We start from the raw sequence: 16,598 nt of genomic DNA, 5'->3' as shown, positions 1-16,598 counted from the left end.
CGTGAGCAGCTTCCCCGAACGCGCGCGCCAGGCCGAGAACCCTGAGCTGTCCGTGCGTCAGCGCCTGCTCGCGCTCAAGGACTGCGTCACCCGGTTCCCGCTCTACGGCCACCAGGCGAGCTGGCAGCACCTCATCTCCTGGGCACGGATCCCGTTGCGCCTGGAGGACGACCTGGACTCGTTGACCCGGGCGGTGGCCGAGCTGCGGGGCGCCAGGGAGCTGTGGCTGCCGTTGACCGCGGAGTTCGCGGCGCGGCGGCGGGTGGAGAAGGCAGCGGGGCGGCGGCAGCACCTGAAGCGGGACCGGTGGCTGACCTGGCGGTTGGAGTTGTACTGCCCCAACCCCGCGCTGCGGCCGGTGGACTCGATGGCGCGGGTGGTGGCGCGGGTGGTCGCGGCGCACCAGGACGGGTCGGTGTTCGGGCGGGACTGCGTGGTGTGCGGGGCCGGTCGGCCGGTGGAGCAGGCGTGTCCGGGGTGCGGGGTGAGCATCCTCGGGCGGTCGGCCTGGAGGTGGCGCTGACCTGCGCGGGTATCGTCCCGGTGTGCCGGACGACGAGAACGTGGTGGAGATCTACACCGACGGGGCCTGCATCCCCAACCCCGGTCCCGGTGGCTGGGGCGCGGTGCTGCGGTACGGGCGCCACGAGAAGGAGATCTGCGGCGGCGAGCCCGGGGTGACCACGAACAACCGGATGGAGCTGATGGCGCCGATCAGCGCGCTGGAGGGGCTCACCCGGCCCTCGGTGGTGCACATCCACACCGACAGCACCTACGTGCGCAACGGGGTCACCGCCTGGATGGCCAAGTGGGAGAAGAACGGCTGGCTCAGCTCGCGCAAGGAGCCGGTGAAGAACGTGGACCTGTGGCAGCGGCTGGGGGCGGCCGCGGCGCGGCACCGGGTGGAGTGGTTCTGGGTCAAGGGGCACGCGGGGCATCCGGAGAACGAGCGGGCGGACCGGTTGGCGCTCAAGGGGTTGCAGGAGGCGATGGCTGGGGCATCCGGGTGAATCCCGGTTTCCAGGGAGTTCGGCGCAGCCCGGGGTCGTAGGTTGGCGGGACGACGACCTAGGGGGACTGGGTGGGGATCAGCGCGCACGCGCAGCGGGAGGTGGCTCGGCGGGCCGAGGCGGTGCTGACCGAGCGGGCGCCGGGGCTGGACGCGGTGTCGCGGCGGGTGCTGACCGCCCTGCTGGCCAGGACCGCGACCGGGGCCCGGTTGCTGGTTCGGCCGGAACCCGTTGCGGGACAGGCGGTTGCCTTCCTGGTGGCGGCGCGGGGGGTGTTCGCGGTGCTGATCGGGGAGCAGATGCCCTCGGACACCGAGCTGGGACAGACCGTGTTGCACGCGGAGCGGCGGTGCGCGGGGGTCGCCGGGCCGCGCGGGCAGGTGCTGGCGCGCAGTGCGATCCACCTCGCGGTGGTGCTGGGCGGGGAGGCCGGGGCGCCCAGGGAGCGGCGGCTGGGCTGGGTGCTGACCGAGGCTCAGCTGCCCGAGCTGTTCCGCCGGGAGGCCGCGCACCTGGACCGGACACAGGTGGATTCCGTTGCCGCGCAACTGGTCGAGCGGTTGCCGGAGTACCTGGAGCTGCGGGTGTCGCCGCCGGAGCGGGAACAGCCCGCCGAAGGGCTGCTGGGGCTGGCGGAGATCACCGAGGACCAGGTGGGGGCGGCGCAGCGGCGGCCGTTCGAGAGCTGGCTGACCTTCCTGCACCCGCGCCAGCAGGCGGTGGCGGTGCGGGACTACAGCGGGCCGGCGCGGATCAGCGGGCCGGCCGGGACCGGCAAGACCGTGGTCGCGCTGCACCGCCTGCGGCACCTGGCCCGGCGCAGCACCGGGCCGCTGCTGTTCACCACGTTCGTGCGCACACTTCCGTTGGTGCACAAGGCTTCCTTCGCCCGGCTGGCGCCGGAGCTGGCCGACCGGGTGGAGTTCACCAACTTGCACGCCTGGGCGCGGGATTTCCTGCGCGAGCGCGGGCACGAGCTGACCATCCGGTCCTCCTCGGCGGAGACCGCGTTCAGCCGGGCCTGGATGGCGCACCGCCTTGCCCTGCAAGAGATCGAGGAGGTCGGCTACTGGCGGACCGAGATCGACCGGGTGATCAAGGGCCGGGGTGTCGGCAGCCTGGCGGAGTACAAGCGCACGCCGCGCCGGGGTCGCGTCAAGCCGCTCGACGGCGGGCAGCGGGAACTGGTGTGGGCGCTGTTCCAGAGCTACCAGCGCTACCTGGCCGAACGCGGGCTGCACGACCACAACGACCTGATCGCGCTGGCCCTGGCCGAGCTGCGCCGGGAACCGCCGCAGCGGCCGTACGCGGCGGTGGTGGTGGACGAGGTGCAGGACATCACGCTGATGGGGCTGCGGTTGCTGCGCGAGCTGGCCGGGGACGGGCCGAACCGGCTGCTGCTGGTCGGCGACGGGCAGCAGCAGGTCTACCCGGGCGGCTGGCGGCTGGCCGACGCCGGGATTCCGGTGCAGGGCCGGGGTGAGGTGCTGCGGATCAACTACCGGAACCGGGCCGAGGTGCTGGGTTTCGCGCAGCGGTTCGACGCGACCAACCAGGTCGACGACCTGGACGGCGCGGCCGGGGTCGGGCTGCGCGAGGCCGAGTCGGCCAACGAGGGCGGGGAGATCCAGTCCTGGCGCGGGCCGGAGGCGGAGCTGGGTCTCGCGCTGCGCTCGGCACTGGCCGGGTCGACCGTCCCGAGTGGACGGACGGCGGTGATCGTGTTCCACCGCAAGGACCTGGACCGGTGCACGGCGCTGTTGCGCGCGGCCGGGATTCCGATGCTGCGGCTGGACGACTACGTGGGCGCGGAGGACGACCGGGTCAAGGTGGGCACGGTGCACCGGGCCAAGGGACTGGACTTCCAGGCGGTGCTGGTGGTCGAGTTCGGCGCACGGCCCACCGAGGACGAGGAGCAGCGGGCGTTGCGCGAGCGGCAGCAGCTGGTCGCGGCGACCAGGGCGCGGGACTTCCTGTGGTGGGGCACCGCCGAAGCCGGGTGACCAGCTCCGGCGGCGCCTGCCACACCGGCTAGACGCGGCGGATCTTGGCCAGCCAGGCCGGGAGATCGCCGAGCTGCTTGCCGCCGTCCTCGGCCTGGCCGACCACGCCCCGGTACTCGGCGTCGGCCAGTGACTCGATCACCCAGCCCTCGGCGAAGGCCGCCCGGATCACCGAGTCGCTGACCTCGGGGCCGAAGCCGGGTCCCTTGTCGGACAACGCGAGCAGGTGCAGCACCGCGCCGGGACGGCACACCCGGTGCAGGCTGCGCACGTACGCGGCCCGGTCGGCCGCGCCGAAGACGTGGAACAGCGCGGAGTCCAGCACCGTGTCGTAACGCGGCTCCGGCCCCAGGTCCAGCGCGTTGGCCACCTCGAACCGGGCCGGGGACTGGGCACGGACCGCGTTGGCCCTGGCCGCGGTGATGGCCAGCGCCGAGTAGTCCACACCCAGCACGCGGTGCCCCAGCGCGGTCAGGTGGATGGTGTGCTGGCCGTCGCCGCAGCCCACGTCCAGCACCTCACCGCGGAACTCCCCTGCCGCGGCCAGCTCCACCACCGCGGGCTGCGGTTCGCCGATCACCCACGGCGCGCTGTTCTCACCGTAAGCCCGCTCGAAGGTGTCCAGCCCGGTCGGCTGGCTGACCTCGGCGAGACGTTCCTGGACCTCGGCCATGTCCTCCTCGGTGGGCGCGTCGTCCTGGGTGAGCCGCAGCCGCCAGTAGCCGGTGAACTCGATGTCCCGCTTGGCCATCCCGCGTTCGCCGACCAAGTGGCGGCGCAACGAGCGGACCGCGCCCGCCTCCCCCGCCAGCCAGGCCAGCCCGGTGCCGGACGGGAGCTCCGCGCCGCGCACCGCGTTCAGCAGCGCGTCCGGCCCCTGGCGCACCCAGTGCAGCTCCAGCTCGGCCGCCGTGGTCAGCGGCTGCTCGTCGGCGGTGTCCGGAACCTCCAGGTACACCAACGCTTTCCGGTCCGGGGCCAGCGACTCCAGCAGGGTGGCGATGGCGGGCAGGGCGGTCAGGTCACCGGCGAAGAGCACCCAGTCGGACTCGCCGAGCGGGCGAGCGTACTGCGCGTCCGGGCCGTAGCGCCCCAGCAGGTCGCCGACCTCGGCGCGGGCGGCCCAGGCGGTGGCCGGGCCGTCCGCGCCGCCGTGCAGCACGAAGTCGACGTCGATGGTGGCGGTCTCCGGGTGGTGCGCCCGGACGGTGTAGCTGCGCAGCACCGGGCGTTCGGCCGCCGGAATCGCCAGGTACGCCTGGTACCAGCGCATCGGGTCGCCGTCCGGCGGCAGTGCCGGCAGCACCGGCTCGGTCTGGCCCGGCTGCGGGAAGCACAGCTTCAGCTGCTGGTCGGGCCAGGTGGGCAAGTTCTCCAGACCGGGGCCGGTGAAGCTCACCCGCACCAGGTGCGGGCTGAGCCTGCGGACCGCGGTGACCCGGAGGTGGTCGACAAGAGGTGGCGTCACGGTCAGACCCCCACGTAGTCGCGCAGGTGGCGGGCGGTCAGCGTGTCCGCGTTCTTCACCAGCTCGGCCGGGGTGCCCTCGAAGACGATCCGGCCGCCGTCGTGCCCGGCGCCGGGGCCCAGGTCGATGATCCAGTCCGCGTGCGCCATCACGGCCTGGTGGTGCTCGATCACCACCACGGTGTTCCCGTTGTCCACCAACCGGTCCAGCAGCCCGAGCAGCTTGTCCACATCGGCCAGGTGCAGGCCGGTGGTGGGCTCGTCCAGCACGTAGGTGGCCGCGCCCTCGCCCATGTGGATGGCCAGCTTGAGCCGCTGCCGCTCGCCGCCGGAGAGCGTGGTCAGCGGCTGGCCGAGGCTGAGGTAGCCCAGGCCCACCTCGTGCATCCGGTCCAGCACGGCGTGCGCGGCGCCCTTGGCGAAGAAGTCCCGCGCCTGGGTCACCGGCATGGCCAGCACCTCGCTGATGTTCTTGCCGCGCAAGGTGTAGGTCAGCACCTCCGGGGTGAACCGGCGGCCCTCGCACTGCTCGCACACCGAGGCCACCCCGGCCATCATGGCCAGGTCGGTGTAGACCAGGCCGAGGCCCTTGCAGTTCGGGCAGGCCCCCTCTGAGTTGGCGCTGAACAGGCTGGCCTTGACCCCGTTGGCCTTGGCGAAGGCGGTGCGGATGGAGTCCAGCAGCCCGGTGTAGGTGGCAGGGTTGCTGCGCCGGGACCCGCGGATCGGGGCCTGGTCGACGATCCGCACACCGTCCTTTGTGGACAGGGACCCGTGGATCAGTGAGCTCTTGCCGGAGCCCGCCACGCCGGTGACCACGGTGAGCACGCCGAGCGGGATGTCCACGCTGACATCGCGCAGGTTGTGCAGGTTCGCGCCGGTGATCGGCAGCTGCCCGGCCGGCGTGCGGACCTCCTCGCGCAGCTGCGCCCGGTGGTCCAGGTGGCGGCCGGTGAGGGTGCCGGAAGCGCGCAGCCCGGCCACGTCGCCGGTGTAGCAGACCTGGCCGCCGCCGGAGCCGGCGCGCGGGCCGAGGTCGACCACGTGGTCGGCGATCTCGATCACCTCGGGCTTGTGCTCCACCACCAGCACGGTGTTGCCCTTGTCCCGCAACAACAGCAGCAGCTCGTTCATCCGCTGGATGTCGTGCGGGTGCAGGCCGACGGTGGGCTCGTCGAAGATGTAGGTGACGTCGGTGAGGCTGGAACCCAGGTGCCGCACCATCTTCACCCGCTGCGCCTCACCACCGGAGAGGGTGCCGGACTCCCGGTCCAGGCTCAGGTAGCCCAGGCCGATGCCGATCATCGAGTCCAGCGTCTCCAGCAGCCCGGCCAGCAGCGGGGCCACCGCGGGTTCGTCGATCGAGCGCAGGAACGCCGCCAGGTCGCTGATCTGCATGGCCGAGCACTCGGCGATGTTCTTGCCGTTGACCAGCGAGGCCAGCGCGGCCTGGTTGAGCCGCGCGCCCTGGCAGGAGGGGCAGGTGGTGAAGGCCACCGCGCGGTCCACGAAGGCCCGGACGTGCGGCTGCATCGCCTCCCGGTCCTTGCTCAGGTACACCCGCTGCACCTTGACCACGAGGCCCTCGTAGTTGGTGTTCATCCCGGCGATGTTCATCTTGGTGGCCGGCTTGTGCAGGAAGTCCTGCCACTGCTGCTCGGTGTAGTCCTTGAGCTTGACGTCCGGGTCGACCAGGCCGGAGTGCGCCAGCAGCTTCCAGTACCAGGAGTCCACCGCGAACTGGGGCACGGTGATCGCGCCCTCGTTGAGCGACTTCTCCCGGTCCACGAGCTGATCGACATCGATGGCGCTGGCCTTGCCGATGCCCTCGCACTCCGGGCACATGCCCTCGGGCAGGTTGAAGCTGAACGCGCCCGAGGTGCCGGCGTGCGGCTGGCCGAGGCGACTGAAGATGATGCGCAGCATGGTGTGCGCGTCGGTGGCGGTGCCCACCGTGGAGCGGGCGTTGGCGCCCATGCGTTCCTGGTCGACCACGATCGCGGCGCTGAGGTTGCGCAGCGAGTCGACGTCCGGACGGCCCAGGGCCGGCATGAAGGACTGCAGGAACGCGCTGTAGGTCTCGTTGATCATCCGCTGCGACTCGGCCGCGATGGTGCCGAAGACCAGGGAGGACTTGCCGGAGCCGGAGACCCCGGTGAAGACGGTGAGGCGACGTTTCGGAATGTCGACCGAGATGTCGGCCAGGTTGTTCTCCCGTGCTCCCCTGACCTCGATCACATCGTGACTGTCGGCAGGCAGTGCCACTTGACCCCCAGAGAACTTTAGGCTGTAAAGTGATGGCCGCAGGACGGTACTTTATGGCGTAAGGAGATGCAAGTTGGTGGTCTACGCCGCCCAGGGTGACGCGGCCAGGTCGATGGCCCTGCTGTGGCGCGGCACAGCGGATGAGCAGCCAAAACCCGGCCCGAAGCAGGGTTTGGACCTGGCCGCGGTGGTGACCGCGGCGATCGAGGTCGCCGATGCGGAGGGCATGGCCGCGCTGTCGATGCGCGCGGTCGGCCAGCGGCTCGGACGCACCGCGATGGCGCTCTACACCTATGTGCCGAACAAGAACGAGCTCATCGACCTGATGTACGACCGGGTGCTGACCGAGCTGCCGGTCGAATACGACCTGGACGAGGGCTGGCGGGCCGCGATCACGATGTGGGCGGAGGACACCTGGGAGTTCTACCTGCGGCACCCGTGGGTCCTGCAGGTCTCCCAGGCGCGGCCGGTGCTCGGGCCGGGCGAGTTCACCGTGCTGGAGACCACGCTGGGCCTGCTCTTCGCCACCGGGCTGGACACCGAGTTGGTGCGGCGGCTGGTCGGGGCGCTCTCGCAGTACGTGCGCGGGGCCGCGCAGCCGATCGCCGAGGCGCGGCAGGCGCTGGTCGCGACCGGGCAGACCGACGAGGAGTGGTGGTTCGGGCGCTCGGCGCACCTCGGCGAGGTGGCCCCGGAGTTCGGCACCCGGTTCCCGCTGCTGGCGCGGTTGCAGGAGGGTCCGGAGGAGGACCGGGGGGACACGCCGTACCTGGAGTTCGAGGCGCGGAAGACCTTCGAGGCCGGGCTGGCCGTGCTGCTGGACGGGATCGAGGTCGCCCGGCAGCGGGCCGGACTGGGCCTGGGTTTCAGCCCAGCGTGAAAGGACGGCGGTCCCCGGCCGCTGGTGGCTAGGCTCGCCGCGATCTCCGCGCCGGACGGAGCCTGAACCCGTTGGGGAACCCGATGAAGAAGCTGTTGGCCACCGCGACGGTGGCGGGCACGGTGCTGACCGGTGTGCTCCTCGGAGCCGGCACGGCCAGCGCCGCGAACCCGACCAAGCGCTGCGACCCGAACCCGGACCGGAGCTGCAGCCTGGCCTCGGGGTACTTCCCCGGCGGCACCATCTCCATCGACATCGACGCGTGGCTGCGTCCTGGCGCCCAGGACACCTACTTCACGTTCACCATCGGCAACTGCAAGGGCGGCGCCTACGCCAACGAGCCCGCGCGCAGCTGGACCTGCACGCTGCCGGCCAGCTTCTACACGCTGACCGCGCGGGCCAGCTTCGATGCCCCCACCTGGGAGCTCGGTCTCCGCTGGTGATGCCGCGCGCGGGGCCCTCCGCCCCGAGGGCCCCGCGCCTCAGCGCACCGCGAACGGGGTGAGCCTGCGGTCCCTGGAGTCGGTGTCGTGCAGGTACTTCCGGGTGATCCGCTCGCGCTCGACCTTCTCCCAGGTGTCCGCGACTCCGGCCAGCCAGCTGGCCACCGCGTGCGCGGTCCCGGTCGGCGGCACCGCGTCACTGGCCGGCGGGTCGGTCAGGTCCAACGGTTCCGGCAGCGGCGGCCAGATCGGCGCGACGAAGGTGTGCGGGGCGGGCAGCGCGTCGTAGACCGCCTGCAGGGCCTCCCGCTCGGCCTCGATCGCGGCCACCGTGGCGACCGGGTCGATGCGCCGTTCGACGGTGATCTCCAGCTCCGCCAACGCCTTCTCCCCGGCTGAGGTGATCAGGCAGCGGCGGCGCTCCAGCAGTGCGGCGATCTTCTCCGGCTCGTCCCGGCCAGTCACCCAGGCGCCGGTCAGCCGGGACATGCCGTCGTCCAGCCCGGTCTGCACGTGCCAGATGACCACCTGCTCGCCTTGGGCGTCCAGCACGGCGTCGGTGCGATCGAAGTCAGGCACCCGGCCAGCCTAGCGGCCACTCGCGGCGAGCAGTTCGAGGTAACCCTTGCTGGACCGGAACAGCAGGTCCGCGTGCGGTTCCAGCTTGCCGGGGGCCCAGCGGCGGGCCTCATAGTTCTCGGTGGCGGCACGCAGCGCGGCGTGGCAGAGCGCCAGCTCCTCGACCAGCCGGGCCTGGTAGTCCACTGTGGACGGAGCTTCGGCGCGGAACGGCTCCAGGTCGCCTTCGGCCAGCGCGGTCAGCGCGTCGGTGGCAATGCCCTCCTCGGCCGACCACACCGGCACTGGGCGGACGATGTGGTGGTTCCACACCGGGGCCTGGGCCGAGCGCCACAGCGGGATGAAGGGGTTGCGGGACAACCGGGTCAGGTTCGCCCAGTGCTGCGCGCCGGTGGGCTCGCCGCGCCAGGGCACCTCGGCCGGCGGCAGGTCCACGGACAGGGCGACCGTGATCATCTCCGGTTCGGCCCCCGGTTCGAGGATCTCGCCTGCGGCCCAGAGGGCGCGCACGCGCAGCGGGCTGATCGGGTTCGGGTTCGCCGCCAGGCCGGCGCAGGTCTGCGCCAGGGTTTCCAGGTGGTGGGCCGCGCGGTTGCGTTTCACGGTGTCATCCTGCCCGAGTGGAACTCCGCGATGGCCTCGGCCACCTCTTCCGGCCACTCCCCTCGGCCACCAGCGCGGTCACCTCGGCCCGCCAGCCGGGGTGGCCTGCCCAGAACTCCGCGCCGGCCCCGAGCACCGCGCACAGCAGGTCGCCGGGGTAGAAGTCGGCCTCCAGCAACGGATCCGCGCGCAACCGCGCCAGCGCCAGCGGCACCAGGTGCGGCAGGCCGATGTGCTGGCCGATCAGCAGCCGCAGGTCGGCGGGGGTGAGCCGGTCCAGCGGGACCCGGCGCAGCTGGTGGCAGCGGGTGATCAGGTGGCTGGCCTCCGGCGGCGGCGGGCCCCAGTCGTCGCGTTCCAGCTCGGTCAGGTTCATCCGGTCTGCTCCGTTCCGTAGGCGCGCAGGAACGCCCGCACTCCCTCGGCGACCGCGGCTTCGAAGAGGTCGGGCGCGATTGGCCGCGCACCGTAGAAGGTGGCCGCCTGGACCTCGCCGACGGCCAGCAGGGAGAAGTGGGTGGCGGCGCGCTGGGGGTCCTCGATGGTGAGCAGGCCACGCTCGCCCAGGTCGCCAAGTCGGCGGGCCAGCTCGGCGCGGACCGGGGCGGGGCCGGTCTGCTGCCAGGCGGCCAGCACGTCCGGCGGGAAGTGGCCGACCTCGGCCTGGATGTGGCGGACCAGGGCGAAGTGGCCGTTGTAGACCTGGAGCGGGGCGGCGAAGTCGCGGGCGAAGGCGAGCAGGTCGGCCTCCAGGTCCAGGATCTTGTCCAGGTGCCTGGCCATGCTGGCCAGCATGGTCTCCCTGACCTGGGCCGCGCTCTCCAGGATGATCGCGCGGAACAGGTCCTTCTTGTCCGCGAAGTGGTTGTAGATGGTGCGGCTGGAGACCGCGGCCTCCTTGGCGATCACGTCGATGCCCGCCCGGGTGTAGCCGTCCCGCGCGAAGACCGTCCTGGCCCCCTCGAGGATCGCCTGCCGCTTCTCCGCGAGCCCCTTCCGGCCACTGTTCTCGCTGCTCAAGGCGTCCCTCCCGGAAATTTTTACAATACTCGTTTTACTTGTTGCAACGGTCGTTGTACCTTGACGACGTTACCCGACGAGATCCTGGGGGACCTCATGACCACGCAGGCGCCACCTCGCGCTCGCTCGCAGATAGTCGCATTGGTGCTGGTGCTCGGTGGGGTGCTCACCGGGCTGGACCTGACCATCGTGAACGTGGCGCTCAAGCACCTGGCCACCGAGTTCCACGCCCCGCTGCCCACGGTCGGCTGGGTGGTCACCGGCTACTCCCTGGCCATGGCCGCGGTCATCCCGGTCACCGCCTGGGCGGTCGGCCGCTTCGGCGCGACCCGGATCTACCTGTGCGCCATCGGCTTGTTCCTGTTCGGCTCGGCGCTGGCCGGGGCCGCCTGGGACATCGGCTCGCTGATCGGCTTCCGGGTGGTGCAGGGCCTGGGCGGCGGGATGATCATGCCGGTCAGCATGACCATCCTGGCCCGCGCGGCCGCGCCCGGCGAGCTGGGCAAGGCGATGAGCACCATGGGACTGGGCGTGCTGATCGGACCGCTGTCCGGGCCGGTGCTCGGCGGCTGGCTGGTGGACGAGGTGTCCTGGCGCTGGATGTTCTTCCTCAACCTGCCGATCGGCGCGGCGGTGATCCTGTTGGCGCTGAAACTGTTCCCGCCGGATGCCGCGAGCACCCCGCGCAGGCTCGACCTGCCCGGCCTGCTGATGCTCTCCCCCGGCCTGGCGCTGGTCCTCTACGGCGTCACCGTCGGCGGCGAGCAGGGCGAGTTCGGCGGCAGTACGCTGCTGGCGATCGTGGCCGGCGCGCTGCTGGTCGGCGGGTTCCTGGTGCGCGCCAAGCGGATCCGCGAACCGCTGATCGACCTGGGCCTGTTCCGGGACCGGGTGTTCGCCGCCGGGGTGGGCACGCTCGCGCTGTACTCCTGCGGGTACTTCGGCTCGATGTTCCTGATGCCGCTGTACTTCCAGCTGGCCCGCGGCGAGAGCGCCACCTCGGCCGGACTGCTGATCATCCCGGCGGCCCTGGGCTCCGGACTGATCATGCAGGTGGCCGGGCGGCTGGTGGACCGGTTCCCGCCGGGCCTGATCGTGCTGGCCGGAATTTCGGTCGGGGTAACGGGATTCCTCGCCTTCGCCGCGCAGCTGGCCATGGACGGGCCGTACTGGGGGCTGCTGATCGCGGTCGCGCTGGTCGGGGTGGGCGGTGGTGGCACCATGATGCCGACCATGACCGCGGCCACCCGCGCGCTGCCGCCGGAGCGCACCGCGGCAGGCAGCGCGGTGCTCGGCCTGACCAGCGCGCTGGCTGGGGCCACCGGCACCGCGGTGCTCTCGGTGGTGCTGGCCGCCAACCTCGCCGCGAGCGCTCCCGGCGCGGCGATCCAACAAACTTATCTGCTGGTCGCGGGCCTGGTGGCGGTCGCGCTGCTGCCCGCGCTGATGTTGCCCAGGAGGGCCGCGTGAACGAGATCGCCTTGCTGCGCCAGGAAATCCGGGCGCTGACCGACCGCACCGAGATCGTCGAGCTGGTCACCCGGTTCCTGCGCTCGCTGGACGAGCGGGCCTTCGACGCCCGCTGGGCGGAGCGCACCTTCGCCCCGGACATCGAGCTGCACTACCCGGTCGGCTCCTTCCACGGCCTGGCGAACATGGTGGAGCTGCACACCGCCACGCTGAACCTCTTCGGCCCGACCCAGCACCTTGCTGGCAACCACCTGGTCGAGCTGGACGGCGACCGGGCCACCGTGCGCTGGGACGGCGTGCAGTCGCACGTGCACCTGGAGGCCACCCAGCAGCTGCGCGCGGACCCGCCGGGCGAGCGGTTCGTCAGCGGCGGCTGGTACCAGGCCGAGGTGGTGCGGCTGGACGGGCGCTGGCGGTTCCGCCGGATCGAGCTGCACGTGACCTGGAAGCAGGGCAAGCCGCCGGTGGTCACCGAGGAGATCGGCGCGGTGCTGGGGCGCTTGCGGGCCTAACCGGCCACGATCGACTCGATCACCGCGGTGATCCGGCCGACCGCCGAGTCGGGGTCGGGCGCGCCGACGTCCAGCCAGGCGGTGATCGCCTCCAGGCAGGTGGTGGTGGCCAGCCGGGCGGCCCAGCGGGTCCACGGGTCCTGCCCGGCGAGCCTGGTCAGCACCTCGGCGGCCATGGCCGAGCGCAGCCGCTGGGCCTGGGCGGCGTACTCCGGCTGGTGCGCGGCGTGCTGGAACAGCACCCGGAAGGCGGCGGGTTCGGCCGCCGCCCAGGTGACCAGTGCCTGCACGCTGGCGGCGCCCACCTCGACCTCGGTGGCGGCCAGCAGGCGGCTGGTGGCGCGGTCCAGCACCGCGTGGCACAGGTCCTGCTTGGACTCGAAGTGCCGGTACAGGATCATCCGGCTGACCCCGGCCTCGGCGGCCAGGTCGTCCAGGCTGGTGGCGGCGAACCCGTTGCGGGACAAGGCTTCGGTGGCCGCGACCAGGATCTGTTCGCGGCGCTGGGCCCGAGGCAGTCGCCGGGTTGGGGCTGGGTCGTCGGCAGGCATCGGTTGAAGAGTAGACGCTCGGATGTATACCTTGAGATATACATTCGGGGATCTACTTGAGGTGGGCGCGATGACGGAACGGGTGCGACGGATCCGGACGCCGCTGGGCGATGCGGCGTGGCTGGTCACCGGGCATGCGGAGGTGCGGCGGCTGTACGCGGACCGGCGGCTGGGGCGCACGCACCCGGATCCGGCCTCGGCGGCGAGGTTCGGTGACCACCAGCTGCTCAGCGCCTCGGAGCTGTACTCCCATGAGCACGAGCACGAGGAGCACATGGCGATGCGGGCGCTGTTGCAGCCGTTCTTCAGCGGGCGGCGAATGGCGGCGCTGGGCGAGCCGGTGCGGGCGCTGCTGGCGGAACTGCTGGACGAGCTGACCGCGGCGGGGCCGGGCGCGGACCTGCACGCGATGGTGTCCGCGCCGCTGTCGGTCCGCACGCTGTGCGCGCTGCTCGGGGTGCCGGACCGGGACCGGTTCCGGGACCTGGTGGACGGGATGGACGTGGGCGACCGGGCGCGGGCCGATGCCGCGCAGGCCGAGCTGGCCGGGTACCTGGGCGGGTTGATCGAGCGGAAACGGTTGGCGCCGGACGATTCCCTGCTGGGCGGGCTGTGCGCGGCCGGACTGTCCACTGAGGACATCGCGGGGATCGCGACGATGGTGTTGTTCGCCGGGTACGACAGCACCGCGGTGATGATCGACTCCGGGGTGGTGCTGTTGTCGCGGCACCGGGAGCAGTGGGAGCTGCTGCGCGCGGTGCCGGCGGCGGTGCCCGGCGCGGTGGAGGAGATCCTGCGGCTGGCCGACGCGGAGGAGCCGGAGGGAGCGGGTTTTCCGCGCTATGCCAGGGAAAGCTTCGAGGTCGACGGGGTGATGATCGAGCGGGGTGAGGCGGTGCTGCTGGATGTGGCGCGGGCCAACCTGGACGAGCGGGCCTTCGCCGAGCCGCTGCGTTTCGACCTCGGCCGCTTGCCCAACCCGCAGCTGTCCTTCGGACACGGGCCCTGGCACTGCCTTGGCGCGCCGCTGGCCAGGTTGCAGCTGACCGAGGTGTTCACCGCGCTCCCCGCCCGGTTTCCCGGGCTGCGGCTGGGGATTCCGGACGGGGAGCTGGCGCGGGCGGGCGGCACGTTCACCGGACGGATGCGCGGCCTGCCTGTGGTGTGGTGATCAGGCGCCCACGGTCTTGCGCAGCCACACCCTGGTGGCCTCGCGGTATTGGTGCGCGTTCTTGTGCAGGGCAAGGGAATGGCCCGCGCCGGGCAGCGTGTAGGTCTCCAGCTTCGCGGCCGGGCTGTAGTACGGGGCCTCGGCCGGGCGGAGGGTCTTGCCGCTGGTGCAGTCACGCAGCGCGAGCAGGCCGCAGAACAGGATGTCCTTCTGCCCCACCGGCTGGAAGACCGGCACGTTGATGCCCAGGGTGGTGGGCAGCACGATGCCGAACACCGCGACCGTGCCCATGCCCGGCACGGAGACCTGGTCCTTGGTGGCCTCGTCCGCCTCGATCACTTTCGGGTCGGTGTTGGCCGCGTTGTAGAACAACGGTCCTCGGGCGCCGGGGCGGGTGGCGAACCACAGCGGGTCGCTGCCCCGGCTGCCCAGGACCGGGTCGAGCAGGGCGGGTCCGAGGCCGAGCACCGCGCCGAGGCCGAGCACCGGCAGCGCGGGCAGGTGCGTGATGCCGCTGAGGATGACCGCGTCCACGTCCTTGTACAGCGCGGCTTCCGCGGCCACGATGCCGGAGCCCACCGAGTGGCCGACGATCACCACCTTCTGGAACGGCACCCCGCCGACCCGGCCCGCGCGCAGGTGCTGGACCACCTGGTGCATGGAGTCGGCCTCGGCGGAGAGCAGCATCGGCAGGCTCAGCGGCTTGCTGCTCCTGCCGGTGCCGAGCCGGTCCACCGCGAAGGTGGCGAACCCGGCCTTGGCCATGTCCCGCTGGTAGGAGTAGCGCTCCGGCTGGTACGGCAGGTCCCAGTAGGCGCGGTTGTAGGTGCCGCCGTGCACCAGCAGCTGCACCACCGGCGGGGTCTTGCCGCTGGGCAGGCAGAGCTGGCCCTGCACGGTGGCCGGGCCGCCGGGCAGCAGCGGCAGCAAGCCGGGGCCGGTGACCGGCAGGTCGAGCACGGTGCAGTTCACCGGGTTCGCCGCGGCCTGGGGGGCGAGGACCCCGCTGAGCAGCAGGGCGCACGTCGAGGTGACCGCGAACAGCTTCGGGAGCAGTCTCACGGGGACAACCTTCCAAGATCGGAAAGGGTCGGGAGTGGCCTGACAATACACCCGGTAGCCGGGCGGATACTTTCAGGTGACTACCGGGAGTGGACGGTCATCGGCAGCTGGTTGAGCTGCATGGTCGCCTTGACCTTGGCGTAGACCCGCTTGCCCGGCACCGGGACCAGGCGCCAGCGCGCGCCGATGGTGGCCGCCACGATGGCGATCTCGGTCTGCGCCAGGAAGGCCCCCGGGCAGTAGCGGGCGCCCGCGCCGAAGGGGATGTAGGCGCCCTTGGGTAGCGCGGCCATCCGTTCGGGGGTCCAGCGGTCGGGGTCGAACCGGTCCGGATCGGGGAACCAGCGCGGGTCGCGGTGCAGGGTGTGCTGGCTGACCGCGACCTCGGCGCCTGCCGGGATGCGCACGCCGCCGAGCTCGACTTCCTGCCGCGCCCTGCGCATCAGGATGATCGGCGGGGTGCGGCGCAGCACCTCGTTGACGATCTGCTGGGTGTACTGGAGTTTCGGCAGGTCGGCGAAGGTGACCGGGTGGCCGGCCAGCACCTCGTCGAGCTCGGCGTGGAAGCGGCGCTCGATCTCCGGGTTGCTCGCCAGCTCGTGGAAGAACCAGGTCAGCGCGACCGAGGTGGTTTCCGCGCCGGTGGTCAGGATGGTGACCACCTCGTCCTGGATCTGCTCGTCGGTCATGGCCGCGCCGGTCTCCTCATCGCGGGCGGCGAGGAACACCGAGAGCAGGTCGCCGTGGTCGCCGCCCTGCCGGCGCGCGTTCATGATCGCGGGCGGGATGACCGCGCGCAGCCGGGCCGCGGCCTCATCGAAGCGGCGGTTGCCGGGGATGGGCAGTTTCTCCACCAGACGCGGGGAGAACGCGCGGATGAGCACGTTCTGCAACATGATCGGGATGGACCGCTGGATCTCGGCCAGCACCTCGGCGCCGAGGTCGGCGGCGAACAGGGTGCGCCCGGCGATGGTGAGCACCACGTCCTGCATGAGCGCGTCCACCGCGACCTGCTGGCCGTCCCGCCAGGAGTCGGCGAGCTCCTGGGCCAGGCCGGTGATGGTGTTCTCGGCGTAGGCGGCGACCCGGCCGCGGGCGAAGGCGGGCAGCACCATCCGGCGCTGGCGCTGGTTGAACTCGCCGTTGGAGGTGGCCAGGCCGTCGCCGAAGAGCGGGCGCATCTTGTCGAAGACGATGCCCTTGTCGAACTTGTCCGCCTCCACCGCGAGCAGCCGCAGCGCGAGCTCCGGGCTGGTCACCAGGTAGACCGGCATCGGGCCGAGGAAGATCCGCACCACCTCGCCGTGCGCGGGCAGCGAAGCCAGGAACGGCAACGGTTTCCGCAGCAGGGACAGGGTGTGCCCGAGCAGCGGTAACCGACCGGGAACCACCGCGACCATCGCACCACCTTATCTACCGAACGTGTGAACGCGGTAACGATATGTAGTCACACTGGCCTCGCGCGACGCTTCTCCAGGCACATGCACACGATCGGATGGACCTCGTTACCAACCCTTCCTTCGGGTGTGGCCCCCCGGTCCTAAGCTGCACACGGTAACCGC

17 protein-coding genes are annotated in these 16,598 nt (G+C 71.8%); 8 read left to right on the top strand and 9 right to left on the bottom strand.

Annotation, left to right across the window (positions count from 1 at the left end; genetic code table 11):
- Nucleotide 1: 1 nt before the first annotated feature.
- The 3 genes from N8J89_RS11705 to N8J89_RS11695 all read left to right on the top strand — a co-directional run bounded on the left by N8J89_RS11705 (nt 2) and on the right by N8J89_RS11695 (nt 3,013).
- Nucleotides 2–523, top strand: a complete 522-nt coding sequence (locus N8J89_RS11705) for a hypothetical protein (protein ID WP_283664361.1) — start codon at nt 2–4, stop codon at nt 521–523.
- Nucleotides 524–545: 22 nt separating this feature from the next.
- Nucleotides 546–1,010: a ribonuclease HI gene (gene rnhA / locus N8J89_RS11700; RefSeq protein ID WP_283664360.1), complete on the top strand. Its 465-nt coding sequence runs from the start codon at nt 546–548 to the stop codon at nt 1,008–1,010.
- 71 nt (nt 1,011–1,081) lie between these two features.
- Nucleotides 1,082–3,013: a UvrD-helicase domain-containing protein gene (locus tag N8J89_RS11695; RefSeq protein WP_283664359.1), complete on the top strand. Its 1,932-nt coding sequence runs from the start codon at nt 1,082–1,084 to the stop codon at nt 3,011–3,013.
- 28 nt (nt 3,014–3,041) lie between these two features.
- On the opposite strand, the gene N8J89_RS41735 is transcribed toward N8J89_RS11695, so the two are convergent.
- Nucleotides 3,042–4,481, bottom strand: coding sequence for an SIP domain-containing protein (locus N8J89_RS41735; protein ID WP_349497470.1), 1,440 nt, complete (start codon nt 4,479–4,481; stop codon nt 3,042–3,044).
- Between the two features lie 2 nt (nt 4,482–4,483).
- On the bottom strand, nt 4,484–6,745 hold the full coding sequence (locus N8J89_RS11680) for an ATP-binding cassette domain-containing protein (RefSeq protein ID WP_283664358.1): 2,262 nt from the start codon (nt 6,743–6,745) through the stop codon (nt 4,484–4,486).
- Nucleotides 6,746–6,818: 73 nt separating this feature from the next.
- On the opposite strand from N8J89_RS11680, the gene N8J89_RS11675 reads away from it, so the two are divergent.
- Both N8J89_RS11675 and N8J89_RS11670 read left to right on the top strand, forming a co-directional pair.
- Complete coding sequence (locus N8J89_RS11675; protein ID WP_283664357.1) at nt 6,819–7,625, top strand: TetR/AcrR family transcriptional regulator C-terminal domain-containing protein; 807 nt, start codon at nt 6,819–6,821, stop codon at nt 7,623–7,625.
- Nucleotides 7,626–7,708: 83 nt separating this feature from the next.
- Nucleotides 7,709–8,068 (top strand): hypothetical protein, encoded by a 360-nt coding sequence (locus N8J89_RS11670; protein WP_283664356.1) that lies wholly within the window; start codon nt 7,709–7,711, stop codon nt 8,066–8,068.
- A 39-nt stretch (nt 8,069–8,107) separates the two neighbouring features.
- On the opposite strand, the gene N8J89_RS11665 is transcribed toward N8J89_RS11670, so the two are convergent.
- From N8J89_RS11665 to N8J89_RS11650, 4 genes are read right to left on the bottom strand one after another with little or no spacing between them, the layout of a single operon-like run.
- The gene (locus N8J89_RS11665; RefSeq protein WP_283664355.1) at nt 8,108–8,647 is read right to left on the bottom strand and encodes a hypothetical protein; all 540 of its coding nucleotides are present in this window, start codon (nt 8,645–8,647) and stop codon (nt 8,108–8,110) included.
- A 9-nt stretch (nt 8,648–8,656) separates the two neighbouring features.
- Nucleotides 8,657–9,250 carry a DUF7711 family protein gene (locus N8J89_RS11660; RefSeq protein ID WP_283664354.1) on the bottom strand — a complete coding sequence of 198 codons (594 nt, stop codon included), beginning with the start codon at nt 9,248–9,250 and terminating at the stop codon, nt 8,657–8,659.
- 4 nt (nt 9,251–9,254) lie between these two features.
- Nucleotides 9,255–9,626 carry a contact-dependent growth inhibition system immunity protein gene (locus N8J89_RS11655; protein WP_283664353.1) on the bottom strand — a complete coding sequence of 124 codons (372 nt, stop codon included), beginning with the start codon at nt 9,624–9,626 and terminating at the stop codon, nt 9,255–9,257.
- Nucleotides 9,623–10,270, bottom strand: a complete 648-nt coding sequence (locus N8J89_RS11650) for a TetR/AcrR family transcriptional regulator (protein ID WP_283664352.1) — start codon at nt 10,268–10,270, stop codon at nt 9,623–9,625. The genes N8J89_RS11655 and N8J89_RS11650 overlap by 4 nt, the downstream gene beginning before the upstream one ends.
- Before the next feature lie 144 nt (nt 10,271–10,414).
- Here N8J89_RS11650 and N8J89_RS11645 point away from each other — a divergent pair, with 144 nt between their 5' ends.
- Together N8J89_RS11645 and N8J89_RS11640 are read left to right on the top strand one after the other, a co-directional pair.
- Entirely contained in the window at nt 10,415–11,740 is a 1,326-nt protein-coding gene (locus tag N8J89_RS11645) for a DHA2 family efflux MFS transporter permease subunit (protein WP_283664351.1), read from the top strand.
- Nucleotides 11,737–12,252, top strand: coding sequence for a nuclear transport factor 2 family protein (locus N8J89_RS11640; RefSeq protein ID WP_283664350.1), 516 nt, complete (start codon nt 11,737–11,739; stop codon nt 12,250–12,252). Before N8J89_RS11645 ends, N8J89_RS11640 begins: the two co-directional genes overlap by 4 nt.
- On the opposite strand, the gene N8J89_RS11635 is transcribed toward N8J89_RS11640, so the two are convergent.
- Nucleotides 12,249–12,803, bottom strand: coding sequence for a TetR/AcrR family transcriptional regulator (locus N8J89_RS11635; RefSeq protein ID WP_283664349.1), 555 nt, complete (start codon nt 12,801–12,803; stop codon nt 12,249–12,251). The genes N8J89_RS11640 and N8J89_RS11635 overlap by 4 nt on opposite strands.
- 70 nt (nt 12,804–12,873) lie before the next feature.
- Between N8J89_RS11635 and N8J89_RS11630 the strand changes: the two genes are divergently transcribed.
- Nucleotides 12,874–13,974 (top strand): cytochrome P450, encoded by a 1,101-nt coding sequence (locus N8J89_RS11630; RefSeq protein ID WP_283664348.1) that lies wholly within the window; start codon nt 12,874–12,876, stop codon nt 13,972–13,974.
- Here N8J89_RS11630 and N8J89_RS11625 read toward each other — a convergent pair whose 3' ends face one another.
- Nucleotides 13,975–15,036 (bottom strand): alpha/beta hydrolase, encoded by a 1,062-nt coding sequence (locus tag N8J89_RS11625; protein WP_283664347.1) that lies wholly within the window; start codon nt 15,034–15,036, stop codon nt 13,975–13,977. It abuts the gene before it with no gap.
- Nucleotides 15,037–15,116: 80 nt separating this feature from the next.
- Nucleotides 15,117–16,436, bottom strand: coding sequence for a cytochrome P450 (locus tag N8J89_RS11620; protein WP_283664346.1), 1,320 nt, complete (start codon nt 16,434–16,436; stop codon nt 15,117–15,119).
- Nucleotides 16,437–16,598 lie beyond the last annotated feature (162 nt).

The sequence above is a fragment of the Crossiella sp. CA-258035 genome (assembly GCF_030064675.1).
GTDB lineage: Bacteria > Actinomycetota > Actinomycetes > Mycobacteriales > Pseudonocardiaceae > Crossiella.
Note: the sequence above shows the minus strand (reverse complement) of the source record. Positions and strands in the feature narration are given on the sequence as shown.

What these genes read in the sequence shown, in the direction of transcription:
- N8J89_RS11670 (WP_283664356.1), top strand. Translation starts at nt 7,709, where the DNA reads ATGAAGAAGCTGTTGGCCACCGCGACGGTGGCGGGCACGGTGCTGACC.
- N8J89_RS11655 (WP_283664353.1), bottom strand. Translation starts at nt 9,626, where the DNA reads ATGAACCTGACCGAGCTGGAACGCGACGACTGGGGCCCGCCGCCGCCG.
- N8J89_RS11630 (WP_283664348.1), top strand. Translation starts at nt 12,874, where the DNA reads ATGACGGAACGGGTGCGACGGATCCGGACGCCGCTGGGCGATGCGGCG.
- N8J89_RS11620 (WP_283664346.1), bottom strand. Translation starts at nt 16,436, where the DNA reads ATGGTCGCGGTGGTTCCCGGTCGGTTACCGCTGCTCGGGCACACCCTG.
- N8J89_RS11635 (WP_283664349.1), bottom strand. Translation starts at nt 12,803, where the DNA reads ATGCCTGCCGACGACCCAGCCCCAACCCGGCGACTGCCTCGGGCCCAG.